This window comes from Saccharothrix sabaoui (assembly GCF_051756985.1).
Taxonomy (GTDB): domain Bacteria; phylum Actinomycetota; class Actinomycetes; order Mycobacteriales; family Pseudonocardiaceae; genus Actinosynnema.
This window is the reverse complement of sequence record NZ_JBPKJK010000016.1, coordinates 1-25,150: the sequence shown is the minus strand read 5'-3', so window position 1 is coordinate 25,150 and position 25,150 is coordinate 1. Positions and strand designations below refer to the sequence as shown.

The following is a 25,150-nucleotide window of genomic DNA, read 5'->3' as shown; positions in this document are numbered from 1 at the left end:
CTCTTCACCGGGTGGTGTGTTCGGACCGTGTCGCCCCCGATACCGTCCGAACACGGTGAGGTCGTTCCTAGTTCGCCCGCGGGTGAGCGCGCAAGGAATTGCGCAGAACAGCCGACAAATGGCTCCTCCACAGTTTTATTCGCGCTGTGAACGAATTGCTGCGGAGAGTGACTGGACGAGGCGCAAAAAATATGCCCCCGGACCTCGCGGGTCCGGGGGCTCACGTGCTTCGGCGGGCTCAGTCGCCGCGGCGGACGGCACCCAGGATCTGCTGCTCACCGGGGGTGGTGACGAGCCGGAGCGGGCGCCACAGGTTCGTGCCGAGGGCGATGACCTGGTCGTCCTTGAGCGTGGTGAGCTGGTGCGCCATCTGCGGCGGCAGGCGCCAGATCTGCGACGCCAACTGCGCCTGGCCGACCGGCAGCCGCTGGAGCAGCACCAGGTCCGCGGAATTCGCGGTGGTCGCCGCCTGGGGGTGCAAATAGGGCAGCACGTACATCGTCGTCTGCCACGGGGAGCGCGGCGGGAACAACTCCTGCGGCACGTGGCCGCCGTCGTGCACGACCAGCAGCGGGCTGTCCTCGGACGGCCGCGGCAGCTCCACCGGGCTGAGCCGGCGCAGCTGCACCAGCGGCGAGGGGCGCCCGTCCGCGCCCGCGCCCGCCGCGCGCACCACCGGCTGCCAGGCCGCCGGGCGGCCCGTCGCGATGGTGATCCAGGCGCCGGTGGCCATGGCCCGCAGCGCGATCTGGCGGGCCAGGTAGAGGCCGCCCACGACGACCATGCGGGTCGGCGCGGACCGCAGCACGGAGATCGTCAGCGGCTCGCCCTGCAACCCGGAGCCCAGCACCATGCCGCCGCGGTCGCCCGACGGGCTGACCACGTCCAGCATCTGCGGCGACACCAGGAACTCCGGCGCGACGCCCCGGCCGTGCGAGTCCAGCAGGCGCGCGTTCGTCACGCCACACCTCCGAGCGGCAGCGTCGCGGCCAGGCCGGAGACCTGGAGGCCGTTCAACGGGGTCAGCGTGATGTCGAGCTTGTCGGCCAGCGCCTTGAGCCGGTCGTCGGCGCGGTCCAGCTCGGACGGCGTCCGCGCGCTCACCCGCACCATGCCGCGCAGGCCGACCTGGCCCTGCTCGCTGCTCGGCGAGATCGTCATCGACAGCGTGGACGACAGCGCCCGCACGCCGGTGAGCGCGTTGAGGTTGTTGCGCATCCCCTTGGACGGCCAGCCGGTGATCGCGTACGAGGCGTGGCCCACGCCGCCCGCCGTGACGCCCTTCCACCTCTCGCGCAGCGACACCGCGTTGTTCGAGCCCGCCACCGAGGTCAGCTCGGCGGCGGAGATGCCGGCGCGGATCAGCTCGTCGGGGTCGAGGGGGCGGATCGACACGCCCGCCGACTCCAGCGCGTTGCGCACCCGGGACAGCGCGCCGATCAGCGCGCGGTGGGCGCCCACGACGCCGCCACCGCGCTCCTTGATCGCCGCCGCGCAGCGCCGCGGGTCGAGCCGCACGGCGATCCACGTGGTGCGCCGGGCCGCCGCGGGCAGCGGGCCGAGCACCTCCAGGTACGAGTTGAGCGCGGGCGAGTTCGTCGGCAGCGCGGCGCTGCCCGGGTAGCAGTGCCAGATCACCGAGATCGAGTCCAGCACCACGCCGCGGTCCTCCAGCGTGGGCGCCAGCGCGCCCAGCGGCAGCGACGGCGCGCTGCCCACGGCGGTGATGAGGCCCGGCGCGGGGTCGACCAGCAGCACGGCGGTCCACGCGCCCTGGTGCCAGGCCATGCCCAGCGGGCGGCGCTCGTGGTCCACGCCCTTGGCGATCACCAGGTCCGGCACCGCGAGGCGCAGCAGCGCCACCCGCGGGTCCTCCGGGCCGATGACGGAGTTCTCCTCCTCCGACGGCGGCTTCATCTCCACCGGGCCGCTGCGCTTGGCCGTGCGGCTGTGCGAGCGGAAGTTGTAGCGCACCACGAGGTTGATCCACTGGGTCAGCCAGCGGCCCCGGGACCGGGTGAACGCGAGGACCAGCGCGACGAGGACCACACCGCCGGCGACGTACATCGGCACGGGGGCGATGCCGTCACCGGTGGCGCCGACGGCCAGCAGCACGAGGCCGACCGCGACACCGACCTCCAGCACGACCAGGTTGGCGACGGGCAGCGCGCCCAGGCTCGCCCCGGCGGTGCGGCGACGGGCCCTCAGCAGCGCGGCCCGCACGGCACCGCCGCCGGGGGCCTGCGCCCGCGGCGCCGCGGGGTTGGGGGGACCTCCGGGCCGGGGAGCCGCGCCCACGGGTGGTGTGCCCGGAGGGGGAGTAGTGACCGACATCCGATCTGGTTCTCTTTCCGTCGGCGTGCGCCGGGTGGACCGACCGGGTCTCGCCAACCCGCACACGGACCACCCGCCGTCCGGCTATCGTGCAGACCGTACCGCGACTGGGAGAGCAGCGAGCCGAGAATGGCATCAACACCCACCACCAAGTCACAGGTCCAGGCCTACCGCTTCGTGCTGCGCCGGATGCAGTCCGCCCTGGTGCGCCGGGACGCGGTGATGCTGCACGACCCCATGCGCACGCACTCGCGCGCCACGGCGGTGGGCGTCCTCCTCGGTGTCATCGGCCTGCTCGGGTTCCTCATCTTCGGCTTCTTCTCGCCCGACCCGAAGGTGACCGACGACACGCAGATCGCCATCTCCAAGGAGACCGGCCAGGTCTACGTGGTGCGCACCGGCTCGCCCCGCACGCTGATCCCGATGACCAACCTCGCGTCCGCGCGCCTGCTCCTGCTCCAGCAGCAGCAGCCCGACGGCGGCACCGAGGCCCAGGGCGGCGGCGACGCGGCGGCCGGCGCGGTGAACCAGGCGCCGCAGGTCGCGGGCGGCGAACCCAAGCTGGTCAGCGAGAAGGCCCTGTCCAAGATGCCCAAGGGCCGGCTGACCGGCATCCCGGACGGCCCGGACGTGCTGCCCGCCCCGGCTGACCGGATCGGCCCGGACTGGTCGGTGTGCGACACGCTCACGCTCGACGACTCGCTGAACGACCCCTCGGCGACCCGCAAGGTGACCACCACCGTGCTCGCCGGGTACAGCGGCGGCGGCCAGCCGCTCGACGGCAACCAGGCCCTGCTGGTGCGCGCGAGCACCGACAACAAGCAGGCGTACCTGATCTACAAGGCCCCGGTGAACTCGAAGGTCACCTCGACCTCCACCGTGCGGGCCAAGGTCGACCTGGACAACCCGCAGGTCGTCACCGCGCTCAGCCTGAGCCAGAAGAACCCGCGCGTGATCAGCTCCGGCCTGCTCAACGCCATCCCCGAGGCCAAGCCGCTGGTGGCGCCGGAGATCGCGGGCCGCGGCCAAGCCGTGTCCTACGTGCAGGGCGAGAACCTCAAGGTCGGCGACGTGATCGAGGTCGCCCGCACCGGCGCGCCCTCGGTGTTCTACGTGGCGCTCAAGGACGGCCTCCAGGAGATCAGCAAGGCGGCCGGCGACCTGATCCGCGCCACCTACGCGCAGGGCGCCAAGCCGAAGCCCGTCGACATCGCGCGCATCAACGGCGCGAAGACGGTCAAGGAGCTCGACTTCGACGACTACCCGACCGAGGTGCCGGAGACGCTGGAGCCGAACCAGAACAACCGCGTCGTCTGCCTCGGCTGGCAGGCCCAGAACGTCGGTTCGGCCAACAAGTCGCAGCACACCAAGGTGACCATCGCGCCGTCGCTGCCGATCCCGTCGGACGTCGCGCCGGTGAGCATCAACCAGGTCGGCGCCACCGGCGAGGTCGTGAGCCAGTTCGCGATGGCCCCCGGCAAGGCCGCCGTGGTGCGCAGCGCGACGTCCACCCAGGACTTCGCCAGCGGCCCGATCCACCTGATCACCGGCCGTGGCGTGAAGTACGGCGTCCCGGACGTGGTCACGGCGGGCGCGCTCGGGCTCGGCTCGGACGGCTTCTCGCCCGGTCCCGAGTCGATCCTGCGGCTGCTGCCGAACGGGCCGCAGCTCAACCGCAACGACGCCGCGCGGAGCTGGGACTCCATCCCGGTGCCGAAGGGCAACGGGCTGCTGCCCGAGGAGCAGGCGAAGAAGCAGGGCGGCTGACCCCGGCGCGGGGCGGAACCGGCGCGGGCCGGTCGCCGTCACAGGGTTCGGAGGTGTCGGGGTGAACGAGGTCCCACGCGGGCCGGTGGCGTCGACGGGCACGGGCAAGGTGTCGGTCGACCCCCGCTGGCTGGAGCTGTACGCGGAACGCGTCGACGAGGCGGCCGAGGAGATGGCGCGGGCGCGGGACGCGCTGCGCGAGGCGCCGCCGCGGTCGCGGAGCTTCGGCGAGCTGGGCCGCACCCTGCGCAGCGCCGAGTCCTACGGCCGGGCGGCCGGGCTGCTCCAGCAGCAGCTGGACCGCGCGTGCGGGGTGCTGACCGCCGCGGCGAAGGGCCTGCACGACGTGGCCGAGCACTACGGCGCCCAGGACGAGGAGGCCGCCGCGCTGGTCAAGGGCGTCGAGCGGCACGGCGGGATGAGCGCCTGATGCGCGGCAAGGACGGCAGGCAGGTCGCGGCCGAGGTGGGCGAGGAGCTGGACTACCTGTCCGGGATCAGCCGCAGGCTCGGCGTCCGCGACCTGGTCGCCGACTACTTCACGCCCGTCGTGGGCGACTGGAACGACCTGCACGAGGAGGCCGAGCGCTGGCGCCGGGCCGGCCTCGTCGCGGAGCACGTGACGCGCGACCTGACCGCGCCGCTGGGCAGGCTCGACTCGGCGTGGCAGGGGCGGGACGCCGACGCGTTCGTCGACCACATGCGCGCGGTCGGCCTGGCCGGGCACGACCTGTCCGACGCCATGCACGTCATGGGCGAGGCTCTGGACCGCACCGCGGAGGGCGTCCGGGAGATCGTCGAGGACATGTCCCGGGTGTTCGCCGACGCGGCCGAGGCGGTGTCCGGCGCGGCGGCGCTGCCGCTGGACGGCGACCGGCGCGTGGTGGAGGTCCTGGACGACCTGCACGACCCGGCCAAGGAGCTGCACGAGTCCGTGCGGGACGTGCTGGAGGCGTTCCTGCGGCTGTGCGACGGGGTGTCCGGGGCGGACGACTTCGCCGACGTGGCGGTGGAGCACCGCTACCCCGAGCGGGACTGGGCGTGGTCGGGGCCCGCGACGCCGTCGGCCGCCGTGCCGCGGCCCGGCGACGGCCGCGCCGACCCCGCCGAACCGAAGCCCGCCGACCCCCGGCCCGCCGAACCGAAGCCCGCCGCGGCGTCCGCCGGCGGTGGGGCCGGCGGTGGGGCACCGGGTGGCGGTGGCGGTGGCGTGCCCGGTGGTGGTGGCGGTGTCCCCGCCGGCGGTGGCGTGCCGGGGGGCGACGCACCGGAGCGGATGTCCCCGGGCGGCTCGACCGGCGTGTCCGAGCCCGGCCCCGCGGAACCGGCCCCGAGGCCCGCCGCGGCGGCTGCCTCCACCGGTCCGGCCGGCCCCGGTGGCGCGGCGGGTGCCGGGGTGGTGGGCGGCGGCGTGATGGGCGGCATGGGCGCCGCCGGCGGGCAGCAGGGCGGCGACAAGGAGCACAAGGCGAAGGTGCGCCTGGCCGGGTCCACCGAGGAGCTGTTCGGCCGGCCCAAGAAGTCCGCGCCGCCGGTGCTCGGCGAGGACTGACCACGACGGAGAAGGGCCGCCTCCCGGGTTCCGGGGGCGGCCCTTCCGCGTGCGGGTCAGAGCACGGAGCGCTTCACCGGCACGGCGGCGCGCCGGGCGCGGTTGCGGTTGACCGTGTGCACGACGAACAGCGTCAGCAGCAGCACGCCCACGGCCGCCCCGGTGCCGGACAGCGCCACGACCATCGGCGTGTTGTCCGGCGGGTTGAGCGGGTCGAGGGTCGTCATCAGCTGGGTCGGCTGGGCGGCGGGACCGCCCTCGCCCTCGCTGCGCAGCTCGGCGGTCAGCGCGGCGACCGGGTTGATCATGCCGAAGCCGACCTTGTGGTCCCGGCCCTCCGGGTTGCCGGGGTGCTGCGCCGTGGCCTTGATCCGGTTCATCACCTGGCGGGCGTTGAGGTCCGGGAACCGCTCGCGCACCAGGGCCGCGACGCCCGCCACGTACGGCGCGGCGAAGCTCGTGCCCTGGATGCGGGCCAGCTGGTTGTTCTGCGGGTTGGTCTTCGCGTCGGTCAGGCCCTGGCCCGCCGGGTCGAGGGTCACGATCTCCTCGCCGGGCGCGGCCACGCTGACCCAGGGGCCCCACACCGAGAACGACGACACGGCGCCCTTCTCGTTCATCGAGGCCACCGACAGCACGTCCTCGGAGTACCACGGCGGCGAGGCGACCACCTTGACGTTCGCCGGGTCCTGGTTGTCGTTCTGGGCCTGGCAGCCGCTGTTCTGGTCGATGTTGCCCGCCGCGGTGACGATGACGGCGTCCTTCTCGTCGACCGCCCACTTGATCGCGGCCTGCAGCTCGCGCTCGCCGGTGCTCGGCTCGCGCGGCGGGTCGCACGCGGTCAGCGAGATGTTGATGACCTCCGCGCCGTCCGACGCGGCCACGATGATGGCCTTGGCGAGGGTGTCGACCTTGCCCGCGGACGCCCGGTTGTCGACCTTCGCCGGGTCCTCGAACTTGTAGTGGTCGCTGGTCTGGCGGATCGCCATCACCTTGGCGTCCGGCGCGGCCCCGATGAAGCCGGTGGCCTCGTCCCGGCTGGCCGCCGCGATGCCCGCGACCTCGGTGCCGTGGCCGTCGCAGTCGAACACGCCCCGCTTCTCGGTCTCGACGTAGTCGCCGCCCGGGACCACCCGGCCCTTGAGCCGCGGGTGGTTCTCGTTGACGCCGGTGTCGATGACCGCCAGCACCACGTCCCGGCCGGTGGCGAAGCGGTGCGCCTCCTCCAGGCGCAGCTGCATCTGCCCCCACGGCTTGTTCGGGATGGCCCGGTCGCCCGTGCCCGAGGCGATGCACTGGACGGACTGCTTGTAGTCGACGTCCTCCTTGGGGTCCGCCCGCGGCCGCAGGAACTTCCCGAGGTCCACCGGCGGCGGCTGGGAGTTCGGCCGGGTCGGCGGGGGCGTCGGAGCGGGCTGGGCGTGCGCGCCCGGCGCGGTGACCAGGGTGAAGGCCACCGCGCTCAGCGCGGCGAGCTTGCGGATGCGCATCGGTTCCTCACGCGGGGATGAGCTGGCGCATGGCCACGTACAGGTCCATCACCGCCAGGGCGAGCGGCAGCACCGCCGCGATGAGGATGGCCTCCAGCACGTCGACCGTGCGGCGCAGGACCGGGGAGAACTTCTGGTGGGGGAAGATCACGCCGAGCACCAGCGCCGCCGCGCCGACGACCACGAGGGCGCCGAACACGTACAGCAGCCGGTCGCCGGGCGTGGAGCCGAGGAGCCAGCCGACCAGCACGCCCGCGCCCGCCACCATGCCGCTGCCCAGCAGCGCCACGGCCTGCGCGCCGTTGGCGTAGGAGCGCCCGCGCAGCAGCAGCACGAGGGTGACCACGATCGCCAGCAGCGGGCCCCAGACGGTGCCGTCGGAGGCGGCGATCACGCCGAACACCGCGGCGATGCCGCCGCAGCCGATGATCATGCCGGTGAGGTACTCGTGGGCGTTGGCGGTGCGGCGCTCGATGACGGAGTACTCCGGGAAGCCGGTGTCCTCCTTGAGGTCCTCGGCGGAGCCCGGCACGGTCGGCAGCGGCAGCTTGGCCAGCTGGATCGTCAGCCGGGGCAGCGCGGACAGCGCCGCGAGCGAGACGGCCGCGGTGGCCGCCGCGATGCCCTGGACCGGGTGGTCGACGAAGATGCCGACGAGGAACGCCAGGCCGCTCAGCGCGCCCGCCGTGGCGGCGGCGATGAACACCGTGATGCCGCGGCCGATGAGCAGGATGGCGGCCGACGCGAAGATCAGCACCAGCACGCTGGCCAGCAGCAGGTTCGGCCGGCCGACCTCGCCCGGGACGGTGTAGAGGCCCGCCACGTACGCCATGGGCAGGCCGCCCGCGGCGGCGATGAGCACGCCCGTGCCGGTCGCGTTGTAGGACCGCGCGACGACCGCGCCCGCGGCCAGCGCGATGATCGCCACGACGCCCGCGCTGATCGCCGGGCCGAGGCTGCCGCCGCCGGCCAGCGGACCGGCCAGCAGCACCGCGACGGCGGCCGTGATCAGGGCCAGCGCGCCCGCGATGTGGCCGTAGCGGCGCGCGGTGTCCTTCGTCCACGGGCGGAAGCTGTCGGGGTCGGACTCGGCGATGGCGTCGACCACGTCGTCGTACAGCGGCGGCGGCGGGTTCTCGTTGCGCTTGCGCAGCTGGAGCAGCTCGCCGTCGATGACGCCGAGCGAGGCCAGCGTGCGGCTGGGGTCGAGCGGGCTGTCGCCCAGCTTGGCCAGCGCCCACCCGCCGTGCCGCACGCCGCCGTCCGGAGTGGCCTCCTTGGCCATGTCCAGCAGCATCGGCAGCAGGTCGGCCACCGCGACGTCGGCGGGCAGCGCGACGTCGATACGCGTTCGCGGCGCAACCACCGTCACCCGGCTGAACACCGTCGTACCGGTCGCCACCAGCGCCCCCTAAAGTCCTGATGTGTGTGCCGTGGGTCCGCCCCGACCCTATTCCGCCGGTCGGGGGTCCCTCCTGCCGACCCCGGGAGGAGCCGGCGCGGTGGAGCGGGCCCAGTATGGCCTCACCGGGTGGCGCGGACGTGCTGTTCCGCACAACACGTGCGCAACACTCCCGTCCGCGATTTTTCCCCGACCCACCGCCACGGGCCTTATCGATGCGCAATAGTGTCGGTTGCTACTGGCGGCGCGCGCCCGCACGCGTGCCCCGAGGGTGTTCTCGAACGAGTTTGAAGAGGTGCCTGTCAGGTGAGCACGTTGCAGTTCAAGCGCACGGCACGCCTCGCTGCTCCCCGCCCGCCCGGCGGTGAGGTCCACCTCGAACCGCCGCCCGAGGTGCCCCGCGTCATCCCCGGCAACATCATGATGAAGGCGATGCCCGTCGTCATGATCGTGTCGTCCGTCGGCATGATGGTGCTGATGTTCAGCTACAGCGGGCGCAGCCCCGCTGCGATGATCATGCCCGGCATGATGCTGGTCTCGACCATCGGCATGATGGCCGGCGGCATGGGCAGCGGCAAGGGCCAGAAGAAGGCCGAGATGAACGAGGACCGCAAGGACTACCTGCGCTACCTCGGCCAGATGCGCGACCGCGCCCGCGAAGCCGCCAACGAGCAGCGCGCCGAGCGCGAGTGGGTCCACCCCGACCCCCAGATGCTGTGGTCCCTGGCCACGACCCGGCGCATGTGGGAGCGCCGGCAGAACGACCCCGACTTCTGCCACCTGCGCGCGGGCCGCGGCTCGCAGCGCCTGGCGACCCGCCTGGTGCCGCCGCAGACCGGCCCGGTCGAGGAGCTGGAGCCCATCGCGACGCTGGCGCTGCGCCGCTTCGTGCGCGCCCACTCGCTGGTGCCCGACCTGCCCATCTCGATCGCGCTGCGCGGCTTCGCCGCCGTCGGCCTGCTCGGCGAGATCGAGGAGAAGCGCGGCCTGGCCCGCGCCCTGCTGGCCCAGATGGCCACGTTCCACTCGCCGGACGACCTGCTGATCGCCGTCGTCACCACCGGCCGCACCAAGGCCGAGTGGGAGTGGATGAAGTGGCTGCCGCACGTGCAGCACCCGAACATCGTCGACGGCATCGGCCAGATGCGGATGATGGCCGGCTCCCTCACCGAGGTCGAGCAGATGCTGGACGAGCAGCTGCGCGACCGACAGCGGTTCACCCGCAACGCGCCGCCGCCCGCCGACCAGCCGCACGTGGTCATCCTGATCGACGACGGCGACGTCACCCGGGAAGAGCAGATCATCCTGGAGGAGGGCCTGGTCGGCGTCACGCTGCTCGACCTGTCCGAGTCCCTGGGCAACCTCACCGCCCGCCGCGGCCTGCGGCTGGTCATCGAGGACGGCAAGCTCGGCGCGCGCAGCGCCAGCGGCGTCGAGTGGTTCGGCTCGCCGGACTGGCTGAGCGTGGTCGAGGCCGAGGCGCTGGCCCGGCGGCTGTCGCCGTACCGGATCGGCGGCGTGGACTCGGGCGGCAGCGACGAGGACCCGCTGTCGATGAGCAACAACCCGCCGCTGCTGGAGTTCCTGGGCGTCCCCGGCGACCCGATGACGTTCGACGTGCAGGGCGCGTGGCGGCCCCGGCCGGTCCGCGACCGCTACCGCGTGCCGTTCGGCATCGGCGAGTACGGCCAGCAGGTCGAGCTGGACATCAAGGAAGCCGCGATGGAGGGCATGGGCCCGCACGGCCTGTGCATCGGCGCGACCGGTTCCGGCAAGTCCGAGTTCCTGCGCACCCTCGTGCTGGGGATGCTCGCCACGCACTCGTCGACGTCGCTCAACATGATCCTCGTCGACTTCAAGGGCGGCGCGACCTTCCTCGGCCTGGACAAGGCGCCGCACGTCGCCGCGACGATCACCAACCTGGCGGGCGACCTGACCCTGGTCGACCGCATGAAGGACGCCATCGCCGGCGAGGTGTCGCGCCGCCAGGAGGTCCTGGCGAAGGGCAACTACAAGAACGTCTGGGACTACGAGAAGGCCCGCGAGAACGGCGCCGACCTCGACCCGCTGCCCGCGCTGTTCATCTGCATCGACGAGTTCTCCGAGATGCTGACGGCCAAGCCGGACTTCATCGACATCTTCCTCCAGATCGGCCGCGTCGGCCGGTCGCTCCAGATGCACATGCTGCTGGCCTCGCAGCGCCTCGAAGAGGGCAAGCTGCGCGGCCTGGACACGTTCCTGTCCTACCGGATCGGCCTGAAGACGTTCTCCGCCGCCGAGTCGCGCGCGGCGATCGGCGTGCCGGACGCCTACGAGCTGCCGCCCATCCCGGGCTCCGGCTACCTGGGCGTGCAGGGCTCGCCGCTGACCCGGTTCAAGGCGCTGTACGTGTCCGGCCCGTACCGGCCCGCCGGCCTCCAGGTCGCGGGCCCGTCCGCGCCGGTGACCAGCGACAAGCGACCCCGGTTCTTCGTGCCGGACTACATCGAGGTCCCCAAGGAGCCGATCAGGCCGATCGAGCCGGTCAAGCAGGAGAAGAAGGAGGACTCGAACGAGCCCAGCGAGCTGGAGGTCATCGTCGAGCGGCTGGTGGGCCAGGGCCCGCCGGCGCACGAGGTGTGGCTGCCGCCGCTGAACGAGCCGCCGTCGCTGGACACCCTCCTGCCGCCGCTCCAGGCGACCGAGGACCGCGGCCTCACCGCGCCCGGGTTCTTCTCCAACGGCAAGCTCCAGGTGCCGCTCGGCGTGGTCGACAAGCCGTTCGAGCAGCGGCGCGACCTGCTGTGGGCGGACTTCTCCGGCGCGGCCGGCCACGGCGCGGTCGTCGGCGGCCCGCAGTCGGGCAAGTCGATGATGCTGCGGACCCTGATCACCTCGATGGCGTTGACGCACACCCCCGAGGAGGTGCAGTTCTACTGCCTCGACCTCGGTGGCGGCACGCTCGCCGCGATGGAGAACCTGCCGCACGTCGGTGGCTTCGCCTCCCGCCTCGACGTGGACAAGGCGCGTCGCATGGTGGCCGAGCTGTCGGGCCTGATCTCCGAGCGCGAGCAGCGGTTCCGGGCGCAGGGCATCGACTCGATGGTCGAGTTCCGCAACCGCCGGCGGCGCGGCGAGATCCGCGACGACCTGTTCGGCGACGCGTTCCTCGTCGTCGACGGCTGGATGAACTTCCGGCAGGAGTTCGAGGCGCTGGAGCCGGCGGTCCAGGCGCTCACCGCGCAGGGCCTGTCCTACGGCGTGCACGTGGTCGTGTCGGCGAACCGGTGGGCGGAGATCCGGCCCGCCATGAAGGACCTCCTGGGCACCCGCTTCGAGCTGCGCCTCGGTGACCCGAGCGAGTCGGACGTGGACCGCAAGGTCGCCGTCAACATCCCGGCCGGCCGGCCGGGCCGCGGCCTGTCGCCGCAGAAGCTGCACTTCCTCACCGCCCTGCCGCGCGTCGACGCGTCCTCGGACCCGGAGACCGTGGCCGGCGGCGTGCAGGACATGATGGCCAAGGTCAACGCCGCCTGGCGCGGTCGCCGCGCGCCGCAGGTCCGCCTGCTGCCCGACGTGCTGCCGTACGCGGACTTCATGAACCAGGTGCAGCAGCTCAACCCGAACCGCGGCCACCTGGTGCCCATCGGCGTCAACGAGGACGAGCTGGCGCCGGTCTACCTGGACTTCAACGCCGACCCGCACTTCATGTCGCTGGCCGACGGCGAGTCCGGCAAGACGAACCTGCTGCGCACCATCGTGCGGGGCATCATGAACAGCTACACCTCGTCCGAGGCGCTGATCATGCTGGTCGACTACCGGCGCACCATGCTCGGGTACATCGAGACGGACCACCTGCTGTCCTACGCCGTGTCGTCGGCCCAGCTCACGGACATGATCAAGGACGTGCGCGGCTCGATGACGGGCCGGCTGCCCGGCCCGAACGTCACCCAGGAGCAGCTGAAGAACCGCTCGTGGTGGAAGGGCCCGGAGCTGTTCATCGTGGTCGACGACTACGACCTGGTGGCGCCGCAGGGCGGGCAGAACCCGCTCGCGCCGCTGGCCGAGTTCATCCCGCAGGCCAAGGACGTCGGGCTGCACATCGTCGCGGTCCGCCGCATGGGTGGCGCGTCCCGGGCGCTGTTCGACCCGATCCTGGGCAAGCTGAAGGAGCTCTCGGCGCCGTTCCTGGTGGGGTCCGGCTCGAAGGAGGAGGGCGCGGTCGTGGGCAACCTCAAGCCGTCGCCGCAGCCGCCGGGCCGGGGCACGCTGGTGACCCGCAAGTTCGGCCAGCAGCGCATCCAGGTCTCCTGGCTCGACCCCGACTGAGCCGTCGCGCACGTGGAGGGCCCCGCTCCGGCGGGGCCCTCCCGCGTTGCGGGTGGTCTGGTCCACCGGGTCGCGGAGAGGTCCTCGTCACGCGGGCCGGGCGGGCGCGAGTACGGCCCGCGGCCCGCTCGGCGGGCGATCGCCGAACAGGTCGCGGGCCGTGCCGGTCCCCGCGAACAGCCCCCCACCTGCGGGAACGGCGATACCCCCCGTACCCCTCACCGCCGTTCCCGCGCTCGCGGTGGACCTGTGCACACTGTGCCGCACCGCCCTCACACTCGACTCACACGAGGCTCTCGCGAAACGCATGGCCGGCCTATGCTCTGCCGTCGCGGGAGGTGGTCGGGCGGTGCTGGACGAGTTCGAGGTGCGGGGACGCCGCGACGCGCTCACGACCCCGGCGCCCGGGATCGCCGGGCTGCCGTCGTGACCGGGCCGCGGACCCGGTTCGGCGTCCTCGGCCCGCTGGAGGTGCGGCACGCGGACGTCGCCGTGCCGCTGCCCGCGGGCCGGGCGCGGGCGCTGCTGGCGACCCTGCTGCTGCGCGCCAACCAGACCGTGTCGGTGGACGACCTCGTCGAGCGGCTGTGGGACGAGGACGTGCCGAACCCGCGCCGGGCGCGGGCCACGCTGCACATGGTGGTGACCCGGCTGCGGCAGGCGCTCGGCGAGGCGAACGTGGTGCGCACCGCGACCAACGGGTACGTGGCCGACGTGCCGCCGGGCGCGCTGGACCTGGACGTGTTCCGCGACCTGGCGGCGGACGGGCGGTTCACCGAGGCGCTGGAACTGTGGCGGGGCGCGCCGCTGCCCGACGTGCGCTCGGACGTGCTGCACCGCGAGGAGGTCGCGCCGCTGCTGGAGGAGCGGCTGGTCGTGCTGGAGCGCCGCGTCGACGCCGACCTCGCGGCCGGGCGCACCGGCGAGCTGGTGGGCGAGCTGCGGTCGCTGACCGAGCAGCACCCGCTGCGGGAGCGGTTCTGGGCGCAGCTGATGCTCGCCCTGTACCGGTCCGGGCGGCAGGCCGAGGCGCTGTCCGCGTACCAGGCGGTGCGCCGGGCGCTGGTGGAGGAGCTGGGCGTCGACCCGGGCGCCGCGCTGACCGAGCTGTACGAGCGCATCCTGCGCAACGAGGTCGACGGCGGCGACCGGGCCGTGCCCCGGCATGTGCCGCCGGAGGTGTCGCTGTTCGTCGGCCGGGAGCGGGAGCTGGCCGCGCTGGACGAGGCCGCGGCCCGGCCGGGCGTCGTGCTGGTGCACGGCGCGGGCGGGGTCGGCAAGACCGCGTTGGCGCTGCGCTGGGCCAACCTCCGCCGCCACCTGTTCCCCGACGGCGACCTGCACCTGGACCTGGGCGGGTTCGCCGCCGACAGCCCGCCGGTCGAACCGGCCACGGCCGCCGAGGCGCTGCTGGTGGCGCTCGGCTCGCGCCCGGAGGACGTGCCCGCCGGGCTCGCCGCCCGCACCGCGGCGCTGCGCTCGGCGCTGGCGGGCCGCCGCGTGCTGGTGGTGCTGGACAACGCGGCCGACAGCGACCAGGTGATCCCGCTGCTGCCCGGCACGCCGACCGCCACCGTGCTGGTGACGAGCCGCAACCAGCTGCGCAGGCTGGCCGCCCACCACGGCGTGCGCCGGGTGCCGCTGCACGAGCTGTCCGTGGAGGAGGCGACGGACCTGCTGTCGTCGGTGCTCGGCGACGACCGGGTCGGCGACGACCCGGCGGCGGGCAGGCAGGTCGTCGAGCGGTGCACGGGCCTGCCGCTGGCGCTGCGGGTGTTCGCCGAGCGGGTGGCCAGGTTCCCGGGCACGCCGCTGGGCGAGTTCGCCGCCGAGCTGTCCGACGAGCGGTCCCGGCTGGACGCGCTCAACGCCGACGACGGCGACGACACCGACGTGCGCACCGTGCTGTCCTGGTCCTACCGGGCGCTGGACGAGGACGCGGCGCGCCTGTTCCGCCTGCTGTCCGCGCACCCCGGGCCGCACCTGGGCGTCAAGGCCGCCGCCGCCCTCGCGGCGCTGCCGGGGCAGGTGGTCCGCCGCCGGCTGGAGCGCCTCACGTCCGACCACCTGATCGGCGCGTGCGCGCCGGGCCGCTACGAGTTCCACGACCTGCTGCGCGCCTACTCGACCGAGCTGTCCGACGCCGCGGGCGACGACCGCAAGGCCGCCCTGCGCGCCGTCGCCGAGTGGTACGCGAGGGCGGCGGAGCTGGCCGCGTCCCGGTCGCCGTCGCACCGGGTCGCGGGGGCGCCCGCCTCGTCCGAGGACGCGTCGCTGCCGGTGATCGGCACCGCCGCCGAGTCCGGCGAGTGGACCCGGCGCGAGATGCCCAACCTGCTCGCGGTGTGCCGGGCGGCGGCCGGCGCCGGGTGGCACGAGCTGGTGTGGCGGATCAGCGACTCGCTGTGGTGGATGTCGGAGCTGGTGCCGCGCGGCGACGACCTGGTGGAGGTGTTCCGGCTCAGCCGCGAGGCGGTGCGGCACAGCACCGCGCGCGACCGGGAGAGCCAGGTGCTCAACCGCCTCGGCTGGGTGTACGCGCAGGCCAACCGGCACGAGGAGGCGGTGGGGACGCACCACGAGGGGCTCGCCGTCGCCCGCGCCGAGGGCAACAAGCCGGTGGAGTGCGCGATCGAGCTGAACCTGGGCACCACCTACCGCCGGATGGGCAGGCACGCCGACGCGGTCGTCCACCAGCTCCGGGGCCTGGCCCTGGCCCGCGAGCAGGGCGACGAGCACCGGCAGGCGGCGGCCCACTCGAACCTCTCGCCGAACCTGGCCGCGCTGAACCGCAACGAGGAGGCGCTGGAGCACGCCTCGCAGGCGGTGGCGATCTTCGACCGGCGCGGCGACCGCTACTACGCCGCGCGGGCCTCGATGGCCCTCGGCGCGGCCCACCGCGCGCTGGGCCGGTTCACCGAGGCGGAGGCGGTGCTGCGGCGCGGCGTGGAGCTGCTGGGCGAGTTCACGGACCGGTTCAGCGAGGCGATCCTGCTCGACGAGCTGGGCACCGTCCTGCTGTGCCTGGACCGCCGGGACGAGGCGCTCGACCACTGGGGCCGTGCGGCGGCCGTCTACGAGGAGTACGAACCGGGCCGGGCCGAGGTGCTGCGCCGGTGGCTCGCCGACCACGCGGCCGGCCCCCCGACCGGCCCTCCGACCGACTCGCCGTCCGGCTCCCCGCCCGAGCCCCCGCCCGAGCCCCCGCCCGATCCCGCGGGGCCCTCGACGGGGAGGTGAGGGCACCGCGGTCCGGTCGTCACCGCGGACGGCGCGCCGCCCCCCGGCGACGCACCGCTTCACGGGACCGTCCCCCCGGCACGGTCCCCGCCCCCCCTGGGGTGTGGCGGTGAACGGGGTCCAGCTTGCCGAGCGCCCCTCACAATCCGCTCACGGCGTACTCACCCGATCCGCACCCGGTGTGCGCGCGCCCGGCTCCCGGTCGCGGTAGACATGCCGGGTGGCTGCCGATCGGGACGCGATGACTCCGGACGTCCGGTTCGCGGTGCTCGGCCCGCTGGAGGTGCGGCACCGCGACCGGGAGGTCGCCGTGCCGGGCGACCGGGCCCGCGCGCTGCTCGCCGCGCTGCTGCTGCGCGCCAACCAGCCCGTGCCGGTCGAGGACCTGGTGGCGCGGCTGTGGAACGGCGACGCGCCCACCCCGCACCGGGCGAAGGCGACGCTCCAGATGGTCGTGACCCGGCTGCGCCAGGCGCTCGGCGAGGCGAACGTGGTGCGCACGACCGCCAACGGCTACGCGGCGGACGTGCCGCCGGGGGCGCTGGACCTGCACCTGTTCCGCGAGCGGGCCGCGAGGGGCGACTTCGCGGCGGCCCTGCGGCTGTGGCGCGGCGCGCCGGTGGCGGACGTGGCGTCGCCCGTGCTGCGGCGCGAGGACGTGCCGCCGCTGCTGGAGGAGCACCTGGTGGTGCTGGAGCGGCGCATCGAGGCCGACCTGGAGGCCGGCGCCGGCGGCGAGCTGGAGCAGGAGCTGCGCGGCCTGGTCGCGCGGTACCCGCTGCGCGAGCGGTTCTGGGGCCTGCTGATGGCGGCCCTGGCGCGGGAGGGCCGCCGCACCGAGGCGCTCGCCGTGTACGCGGCGCTGCGCGCCCGGCTGGCCGACCAGCTGGGCGTCGACCCGGGCCCGAACCTCCAGCGGCTGCACCGGGAGCTGTCGGCGGCCCGCTCGGCGACGCCCCGGCGGCTCCCGCCGCGCACCGGGTTCTTCGTGGGCCGCCGCGCCGAGCTGGCCGCGCTGGACGCCCTGCTCGACGTGGACGAGGGCACCGCGGTGGTCGCCGCGATCGGCGGCGCGGCGGGCATCGGCAAGACGTCGCTGGCCGTGCACTGGGCGCACGAGGTGGCCGACCGCTTCCCCGACAGGCAGCTCTACGCGGACCTGCGCGGGTTCGACCCGGCCACCGACCCGGTGCGGCCCGACGAGGTGATCCGCCACTTCCTCGACGCGCTGGGCGTGGACCGCGACCGGGTGCCGGTCGGCCTGGACGCGCGGGCCGCGCTGTACCGGGCGGTGCTCGCCGACCGGCGCGTCCTCGTGCTGCTGGACAACGCGCGCGACAGCGAGCAGGTGCGCCCCCTGCTGCCCGGCGGCGCCGCGCCGCTCGTGCTGATCACCAGCCGCAACGACCTCAGCGGCCTGGTGGTGCGCGAGGGGGCCGTGCCGCTGACGCTCGACCTGCTCGACGAACCGGAGGCGCGGGCCCTGCTGGAGCGGCGGATCGGACCGGGCGGTCGGGACGCCGAACCGGCCGCGTTCGACTCCCTGGTGGCGCACTGCGCGGGCCTGCCGCTGGCGCTGGCGATCGTCGCCGCCCGCGTCGCGGGCGACCCCGGCCTGCCGCTGAGCGCGCTCGCCGCCGAGCTGGCCGACGCGCGGACCCGGCTGGCCGCGCTGGACACCGGCGACCCGACCACGAAGGCGCGCGCGGTGTTCTCCTGGTCGTGCCGCCGGCTGAGCGAGCCGACCGCGCGGGTGTTCCGCCTGCTCGGCCTGCACCCCGGTCCGCACGTGACGCCCGCCGCCGCGGCGAGCATGGCGGGCGTGGGGCAGGCGGCGGCGAAGGAGGCGCTGCGCGAGCTGGTCCGGTCCCGGCTGCTGGCGCAGCCCGCGCCCGGCCGGTACGCCTTCCACGACCTGATCCGCCTCTACGCCGCCGACGAGGCGCGCGGGCACCACACGGGGGACGAGCGCCGCGCCGCCGTGCGCGGCCTGCTCGACCACCTGCTGCACAGCGCCGACCGGGCCGACCGGCTGCTCTACCCGCAGCGCGACCCGGTCGCCCTGGTGCCCGCCGGGCCCGGCGCGGCCCCCGTCGTGCCGACCGACCGGCACGCCGCGCTGGCGTGGTTCACCACCGAGCACCCGGTGCTGGTCGGCGCGGTGGAGCTGGCGCACGACGAGGGCTTCCACGCGCACGCGTGGCAGCTCGCGTGGGCGGTCGCCACGTACTTCCAGCGCCAGGGCCACTGGCGCGACCAGCTCGCCACGCAGCAGGTGGCGCTGGCCGCGGGACTCCGGCTCGACGACCTGGAGGCGCAGGCCCGCGCGCACCGCACCATCGGCCTGACGGGCATCAGGACCGGCGACCTGGACGGCGCGGCCCGGCACTACGGGCGGGCGCTGGAGCTGTCCACCCGGCTCGGCGACGACTTCGGCCGCGCCCGCGCGCACCGGGGCCTGGCCGCGGTGCACGAGCGGCGCGGCCGGTACGAGGACTCGCTGCGCGAGTCCGCGAGCGCGCTGGAGCTGTTCCGCGGGTCCGGGCAGCGGGCGGCCCTGGCGGGCGCGCTGAACGCCGTGGGCTGGTTCCGCAGCCTGCTGGGCGACCACGGCGCGGCGCTGGAGCACTGCCGGGAGGCGCTGTCCGCGTTCCGCGAGCTGGGCGACCTGTTCGGCCAGGCGAACGCCCTGGACAGCCTCGGCCACGCGCTGCACCACTCCGGGCGGCACGACGAGGCGGTGGCCCGGTTCCGCGAGGCGGTGGAGCTGTGGCGCGACACCGGTTCCAAGGACGAGGAGGCCCGCACGCTGCGCAGGCTCGGCCACGTCGAGCGGGACCGCGGCGACGCGGCGGCGGCCCTGACCGCGCTGGCCCGCGCGGCGGAGCTGTTCGACGGCCTCGACCCGGCGGGGGCCGCCGCCGTGCGGGAGGACATGAGCCGGCTGTCGCGACCTGATCACGCCGGGTGATCCCCCGGGTAGACTGGGCGGGTCGCTTCGTGGCGGGTCGCTTCCGGGGGAGGGCTCGTTGACCGCTGTGTTCGAGGTGCTCGGCCCCCTGGAGGTCCGGTACGCGGGCAGGCCGGTGGCCGTGCCCGCGGGCAAGGCGCGCGTGCTGCTGGCCGCGCTGCTGCTGCGCGCGAACGGGGTCGTGCCGGTGGACGACCTGGTGGCCCGGCTGTGGGACGGCGGCGCGCCCGACCCGTCGCGCGCCCGCGCCACGCTGCACATGACCGTCACCCGGCTGCGCCGGGCGCTCGGCGAGGCCAACGTGGTCCGCACCGCGCCCGGCGGGTACGTCGCCGAGGTCGCCCCCGACGCCCTCGACCTGCACCGGTTCCGGGCGCTCGTGCGGCGGGGCCGGTACGCCGAGGCGTTGGCGCTGTGGCGCGGCGAGCCGCTGTCGGACGTGCGCTCCGACGTGCTGCACGCGGAGGACGTGGCGCCGCTGCGCGAGGAGCGCACGGCCGCGCTGGAGCACCGCGTCGACGTCGACCTCGCCGCCGGGCGCGCCCGCGACCTGGTGGCCGAGCTGCGCTCGCTGGTCCGGCTGCACCCGCTGCGCGAGCGGCTGCACGGCCAGCTGATGCTCGCCCTGTACCGGTCGGACCGCCAGGCCGAGGCGCTGGCCGCCTACCGGGCCGCGCACCGGCTGCTGGCCGCCGAGCTGGGCGTCGAACCGGGGCCGGAGCTGAAGGAGCTGCACGAGCGCATCCTGATCGCCAACCCCGACCTGGTGCCCTCGCCGCCGCCCCGGCCGCAGCCGGTGGCCGTGCCGAACCTGCTGCCCGCGCGCAACCCGCACTTCGTGGGCCGCGACGGCGCGCTGGCCGAGCTGTCCGCGCGGGCCCGCCAGGCGGGCGGCGCCGGGATGGTGGTGGTCAGCGGCACCGCGGGCGTGGGCAAGACGACGCTGGCCGTGCACTGGGCCAACCAGGTCGCCGACGCCTTCCCGGACGGCAGGCTGTACGTGAACCTGCGCGGGTTCGACCCGAGCGGCGAGCCCGTGCCGCCGGGCGAGGCGGTCCGCGGGTTCCTCGACGCGTTCGAGATCCCGCCCGCCCGCGTCCCGGCCACCACCGAGGGCCAGGTCGAGCTGTACCGCGACACGGTCGCCGACCGGCGGCTGCTGGTCGTGCTGGACAACGCCCGCGACGCCGAGCAGGTCCACCCGCTGCTGCCCCGCGGCCCGCGCACCTTCGTCGTCGTCACCAGCCGCAGCCGGTTCAGCGGGCTGTGCGACGCCGAGGGCGCCCACCCGCTCACCCTGGACATGCTCGGCGACGCCGAGGCGCGCGCCCTGCTCGCCCGCCGGCTCGGCCCGGACCGGCTCGCGGAGGACGAGGCCGCGACCGAGGCCCTGGTGCGGCACTGCGCGGGCCTGCCGCTGGCGCTGGCCGTGGTCGCCGCGCGCGCCGCCGTGAACCCGCACTTCCCGCTGGCCCTGGTCGCCGAGGAGCTGGCCGACGAGCAGGACCGGCTCGACTTCCTCGACGCGGGCGACCCGGACGCGAGCGTCCGCAACGTCTTCTCCTGGTCCTACCGGCGCCTGGGCCCGGCCGCGGCGCGGCTGTTCCGGCTGCTCGGCAGGCACCCCGGCGTGACGCTGTCGACGTCCGCCGCGGCGGCGCTGGCCGGGGTGCCGCTGCCCGGCGCGGTCGCCGCCATCGACGAGCTGACCCGCGCCCACCTGCTGTTCGAGCACGGCGCCGACCGGTACTCCACCTACGACCTGCTGCGCTGGTACGCGGCGGAGCTGTCGGCCGCCGAGGACGCCGACGCCGACGAGGCGGCCGACCGCGTCCTCAACTGGTACCTGCACACCGCCCACCGGGCCAAGCGGTGGCTGACGCGGGACTACGTCGAACCCCGCGTCCCCGTGCTCGACGGCGTGCGGCCGGACGGGTTCGACTCGTTCGCGGCGGCCACCGCCTGGTTCGAGGCCGAGCACCAGAACTTCGTGCTGATGGCGCGCGCCGCCGTCGAGCGCGACCGGTGCGAGTACGTGCCGCCGATGTCGGCGGCCTCGTGGAACTTCCTCAACACCCGGTCGCAGTGGGCCGAGATCCTGGCGCTCGGCGAGCTGGGCGTCGAGGCGGCCCGGCGGCTCGGCGACGGGTACGCCGAGGCGGAGACCCGGATCAACCTGAGCAGCGCGTGCGGCAGGCTCGGCCGGTTCGACGAGTCGATCGCGCACTCGACGCGGTGCGTGGAGCTGAGCGAGGCGATCGGCGACGACCGCATCCTGCGCAAGGCCCTCAACAACCTCGGCATGGCGCACAGCGCGACCGGCCGCAACGACCTGGCCGTCGAGTACCTGCTGCGCGCCCTGGAGATCTGCCACCGCCAGGAGGGCAGGCCGGGGGAGAGCATCCTGCTGGACACCCTCGCCACGATCTACCGCGCCGACGGCGAGCGCGAGCGCGCCCTGGAGTGCCTGGAACGCGCCCTCGACCTCAACCTCGCCGCGGGCGACCGCTACTCGTGCGGCATCAACCTGGCCAACCTGGGCCTCATCCACGCCGAACTGTCCGACCCGGACGCCGCCGCCCTCGCCCTGGACCGCTCCCTGGAGCACAGCCGGGCCGTCGGCGACCGCCACAACGAGGCGCTCGCGCTGACCCGCCTGGGCGACGTCCGGCACGCGGCGGGCGACACCCCCGCCGCCCGCCGGCACTGGCGCGACGCCCTGGTGATCTTCCGCGAGCTGGGCGCGCCGGAGATGCGCGAGCCGGGCGAGCGCCTGCTGGTCCACGGCACGTCCGTCGGCTGACGGCCCCGCCCGCGGCTGGGCCGGGTTAGCCGACGGGCGGCGCAGGTCGTGGGGTATGCATATGCGGGCAGGCGGACCCCGGCCGACGAGGGGATGACGGATGACCTTGCACGTGGCGGTGGACTTCGGCACGTCCAGCACCTGCGTCGCCATGTCGCTGAACGGCCGGGAACCGCAGGTCGTGGTCGTCGACGGTCAGCCGATCGTGCCCTCCGCCGTGTTCGCCGCGGCCGACGGGACGCTGTTCGTCGGGCAGGAGGCGGAGCGGCAGGCGGCCGTGGACCCGGCCCGCTACGAACCCCACCCGAAGCGCCGGGTCGACGAGGGCGAGCTGCTGCTCGGCACCTCCGTGCTGCCGGTCGCGGACGTGGTGCGCGCCGTGCTCGGCCGGGCCGTGGAGGAGGCCCGGCGGGTCGCGGGCGGCGCGCCGGTCGACCTGCTCGTGCTCACCCACCCCGCCGACTGGGGCGCCATCCGCACCCGCGTGCTGCTCCAGGCCGGGCGCGGGCTGGGGCGGGAGGTCCGGCTGGTGCCCGAGCCGGTCGCGGCGGCCGTGTTCCACGCCGCCTCCCACTCGGTGCAGGACGGCGTGGCGCTGGCCGTGCTCGACCTCGGCGGCGGCACGGCGGACGCGAGCGTCGTGGTCCGCCGGGGCGGCGCGTTCCAGGTCCTCGCGACCAAGGGCGACCCCGGTTTCGGCGGAGCGGACGTCGACCAGGCGCTGCTGGAGCACATCGGCTCGCTCGTCGCGCCCGGCGACCCGGACGCGTGGCGGCAGCTCGTCGAGGGCCGCGAGCTGATCGACCGCCGGCGCCGGCGGGTGCTGCGGCAGGACGTGCGGGGCGCGAAGGAGACGCTGTCCCGGCACTCCTACACCGACGTGCCGATGCCACCGCCGTTCCCCGACGCGCACGTCACCCGCACCGACCTCGAACGCCTCGTCACCACCCCGCTCACCCGGGCCGCCGCGCTGGTCGTCACGGCCGTGCGCGACGCCGGCCTGGAACCGCGCGGCCTCGCGGGCGTGTTCCTCGTCGGCGGGTCGAGCCGCATCCCGCTGGTGGCCCGGCTCGTGCTGGAGCAGTCCGGGGTCGTGCCCACGAGCATCGACCAGCCGGAGACCGTGGTCGCCCGCGGCGCGCTGCGGGCCGTGCGGGTGGACCCGCTGCGCACCGGCGCGATCCCGCCGCAGGCCCGGGGCGACGTGACGCAGAAGATCACCGACGACCGGACCCGCAAGATCACCCGGAAGATCACCGCGCCGGTCCCGGTCGGGCCGCCGGCGCCCTCGCCGCCGTCCGGGTTCCCGCGGCCCGCCCACTTCCCGCCGCCCCCGCCGCCACCGCCCGCGCGGGACCGCAACCGCCTGCCGCTGGTCGTGCTCGGCGCGGTGCTCGTGCTCGCGGTCGTCGGCGGGTCCGTGGCGTACGCGCTGACCCGGCACGACGGCGGCGGCACGGCCCAGCCGACCGGCACGACCACCGGCACGACGGCGCCCGCCGGGGGCAGGACGATCGCCCAGTACGACTACAGCTTCACCGCGCCGGTCGGCTGGCAGCAGACCGGCGGCCAGGTCGAGACCCGCAAGGTGCTGCTCAAGCCCGATTCGGCGGACCTCGACCTGGACGTCATCGCGGTGCAGGAGCAGAAGCTGGCCTACGACGCCACCGCCGACCGCGCCCGCGCCGAGACCGAGCTGCGCACCTTGTACGACCAGGGCCCGAACCTGTCCGACTTCGACGCTTCGGCGGGCTTCGCGGGCAAGGATGTCGTTTACTACCGGGAAGCGGCGGGCTCGGCGACCATCGAGTGGTACGTGCTGTTCCAGGACTCGTTCCAGGTCAGCGTCGGCTGCCAGTACCCCGAGGGCGGGCGCGACCGGGTCCGCCCCGCGTGCGAGCAGGTGGTGCGCACGCTGACCGTGACCGGTTAGGACCGACCGACGACACCGCGTGGGGATTGTGATGACCGGCATCCCGGAAGCCATGGCCAGGTTCCGCTCGGACCTCGACGCGGCGGTGACGCGGGGGCGCCGCGCCGCCGCCGAGGCGGGCGCGAGGGCCGCCGCCCAGCGCGACCGGAACCGGGAGCTGGCCGACCGGGCGCGCGAGCGGCGCGTGCGGCCCGAGGGGCACGCCCCGACGTCCCCGGACGTCCAGCGCGTCGCCACCGGGTTCCGCGCGCACCGCGGGCTGCCGGTCGAAGAACTGCCCACCGGTGTGGAACTGCTCACCCCGCCCGCCGAGAAATCGCGAGAGCAAACGGACGCGAATGCAAATTCCGTTCCTGCGACGCCGTTCTCGGGTTCCCGACCCGCAGCGGGCCCGCGGGGTCAGCTGCCGCCCCGCACCGACGATGACGAGGACTTTTCGCAAGCGCGAATCCTCTACTGACCCGAAGTCGCGTTTACTAGCGCAACTACTTGGGAAGAAGTCGCGACAAGCGGGAACCGGTCGTGGCAGGGTCTGCGTCGGAAGAGGCGTACGGATCACGAGCGCCTGATCGACATGACCTAGGGGGTCACCTCAATGAGCGGTTACGCAACCGGTGTGCCGGAGCTGACGAACGCGGCTACCGACATCATGAACGTGAACGACCAGACCCAGGCCACGCTGAACCAGCTCCGGAGCACGATCGACACCGTGAGCGGCGCGTGGAAGGGCAGCGCGGCCGACGCGTTCGGCCGGCTGATGGATCGCTTCAACGCCGACGCCGCGAAGCTCCAGGAGGCGCTCGTCTCGATCGCCGAGCAGATCAGCGGCGCGACGCAGACCTACGTCCAGCAGGAAGAGGAGCAGGCCGCGGAGATGTCGAACATCATGGGTCGCCTCGGCGGCTGATGGTTTTCCCCGCGTTTTCCACTGCTTCACCCGTAATACCTCTTCTGCTTGATTCGACCCCCGAGGGGAAATCATGAACGACAACATCGCAGTCAACTTCGCGGCCCTCTCCACGGCCGCCGGCGACATCGCGGGCCAGGCCGGTCAGGTGCAGCAGCAGCTCGACGAGCTGAAGAGCCGCATCGACCCGGTCATCGCCCAGTGGCAGGGTGCGTCGTCCGACGCGTACGCCCAGGCGCAGGCCAAGTGGAACGAGTCGGCCTCCGGCCTCCAGCAGGTGCTCGCCGCCATCGGCACCGCCGTCGCCTCCGCGAACGACGCGTACAACGCGGCGGAGAAGAAGAACGAGGGCCGCTGGGGCTGAGTCCGGCCTCACCGCGCATCGCGGGCCCCGGGACCACGCGGTCCGAGGTGGTCGGGCTGTTGCGCCGGGTCGGCCTCACC

At 74.5% G+C, this 25,150-nt stretch carries 15 protein-coding genes; 11 read left to right on the top strand and 4 right to left on the bottom strand.

Annotation, left to right across the window (positions count from 1 at the left end; genetic code table 11):
• Nucleotides 1-238 precede the first annotated feature (238 nt).
• Together ACR807_RS07375 and eccE are read right to left on the bottom strand one after the other, a co-directional pair.
• On the bottom strand, nucleotides 239-892 hold the full coding sequence (locus ACR807_RS07375) for a hypothetical protein (protein ID WP_238598838.1): 654 nt from the start codon (nucleotides 890-892) through the stop codon (nucleotides 239-241).
• Between the two features lie 65 nt (nucleotides 893-957).
• A complete protein-coding gene (gene eccE, locus ACR807_RS07370; protein WP_438920463.1) occupies nucleotides 958-2,334 on the bottom strand; it encodes a type VII secretion protein EccE in 1,377 nt (458 codons plus the stop codon).
• A 129-nt stretch (nucleotides 2,335-2,463) separates the two neighbouring features.
• Between eccE and eccB the strand changes: the two genes are divergently transcribed.
• The 3 genes from eccB to ACR807_RS07355 all read left to right on the top strand — a co-directional run bounded on the left by eccB (nucleotide 2,464) and on the right by ACR807_RS07355 (nucleotide 5,652).
• The gene (eccB, locus tag ACR807_RS07365; protein WP_438920462.1) at nucleotides 2,464-4,101 is read left to right on the top strand and encodes a type VII secretion protein EccB; all 1,638 of its coding nucleotides are present in this window, start codon (nucleotides 2,464-2,466) and stop codon (nucleotides 4,099-4,101) included.
• A gap of 61 nt (nucleotides 4,102-4,162) precedes the next feature.
• Nucleotides 4,163-4,531 carry a hypothetical protein gene (locus ACR807_RS07360; RefSeq protein WP_438920461.1) on the top strand — a complete coding sequence of 123 codons (369 nt, stop codon included), beginning with the start codon at nucleotides 4,163-4,165 and terminating at the stop codon, nucleotides 4,529-4,531.
• The gene (locus tag ACR807_RS07355) at nucleotides 4,531-5,652 is read left to right on the top strand and encodes a WXG100 family type VII secretion target (protein ID WP_438920460.1); all 1,122 of its coding nucleotides are present in this window, start codon (nucleotides 4,531-4,533) and stop codon (nucleotides 5,650-5,652) included. Before ACR807_RS07360 ends, ACR807_RS07355 begins: the two co-directional genes overlap by 1 nt.
• Nucleotides 5,653-5,708: 56 nt before the next feature.
• Here the strand turns inward: ACR807_RS07355 and mycP are convergent, their stop codons facing one another.
• Together mycP and eccD are read right to left on the bottom strand one after the other, a co-directional pair.
• Nucleotides 5,709-7,142 carry a type VII secretion-associated serine protease mycosin gene (gene mycP, locus ACR807_RS07350; RefSeq protein ID WP_438920459.1) on the bottom strand — a complete coding sequence of 478 codons (1,434 nt, stop codon included), beginning with the start codon at nucleotides 7,140-7,142 and terminating at the stop codon, nucleotides 5,709-5,711.
• A gap of 7 nt (nucleotides 7,143-7,149) precedes the next feature.
• Nucleotides 7,150-8,544 (bottom strand): type VII secretion integral membrane protein EccD, encoded by a 1,395-nt coding sequence (gene eccD / locus ACR807_RS07345; RefSeq protein ID WP_438920458.1) that lies wholly within the window; start codon nucleotides 8,542-8,544, stop codon nucleotides 7,150-7,152.
• 306 nt (nucleotides 8,545-8,850) lie between these two features.
• Here eccD and eccCa point away from each other — a divergent pair, with 306 nt between their 5' ends.
• From eccCa to ACR807_RS07305, 8 genes are all read left to right on the top strand, one after another.
• Complete coding sequence (eccCa, locus tag ACR807_RS07340) at nucleotides 8,851-12,852, top strand: type VII secretion protein EccCa (RefSeq protein WP_438920457.1); 4,002 nt, start codon at nucleotides 8,851-8,853, stop codon at nucleotides 12,850-12,852.
• 426 nt (nucleotides 12,853-13,278) lie between these two features.
• Nucleotides 13,279-16,092: an AfsR/SARP family transcriptional regulator gene (locus tag ACR807_RS07335; protein ID WP_438920456.1), complete on the top strand. Its 2,814-nt coding sequence runs from the start codon at nucleotides 13,279-13,281 to the stop codon at nucleotides 16,090-16,092.
• A 220-nt stretch (nucleotides 16,093-16,312) separates the two neighbouring features.
• Nucleotides 16,313-19,063 (top strand): AfsR/SARP family transcriptional regulator, encoded by a 2,751-nt coding sequence (locus tag ACR807_RS07330; protein WP_438920455.1) that lies wholly within the window; start codon nucleotides 16,313-16,315, stop codon nucleotides 19,061-19,063.
• 67 nt (nucleotides 19,064-19,130) lie between these two features.
• Nucleotides 19,131-21,866 (top strand): AfsR/SARP family transcriptional regulator, encoded by a 2,736-nt coding sequence (locus ACR807_RS07325; RefSeq protein WP_438920513.1) that lies wholly within the window; start codon nucleotides 19,131-19,133, stop codon nucleotides 21,864-21,866.
• Nucleotides 21,867-21,966: 100 nt separating this feature from the next.
• Complete coding sequence (locus ACR807_RS07320; protein WP_438920454.1) at nucleotides 21,967-23,799, top strand: type VII secretion-associated protein; 1,833 nt, start codon at nucleotides 21,967-21,969, stop codon at nucleotides 23,797-23,799.
• A 31-nt stretch (nucleotides 23,800-23,830) separates the two neighbouring features.
• Complete coding sequence (locus tag ACR807_RS07315) at nucleotides 23,831-24,259, top strand: hypothetical protein (RefSeq protein ID WP_438920453.1); 429 nt, start codon at nucleotides 23,831-23,833, stop codon at nucleotides 24,257-24,259.
• A gap of 135 nt (nucleotides 24,260-24,394) precedes the next feature.
• Nucleotides 24,395-24,706 carry a WXG100 family type VII secretion target gene (locus ACR807_RS07310; RefSeq protein WP_438920452.1) on the top strand — a complete coding sequence of 104 codons (312 nt, stop codon included), beginning with the start codon at nucleotides 24,395-24,397 and terminating at the stop codon, nucleotides 24,704-24,706.
• Between the two features lie 73 nt (nucleotides 24,707-24,779).
• A complete protein-coding gene (locus ACR807_RS07305) occupies nucleotides 24,780-25,070 on the top strand; it encodes a WXG100 family type VII secretion target (RefSeq protein WP_438920451.1) in 291 nt (96 codons plus the stop codon).
• Nucleotides 25,071-25,150: the final 80 nt, after the last annotated feature.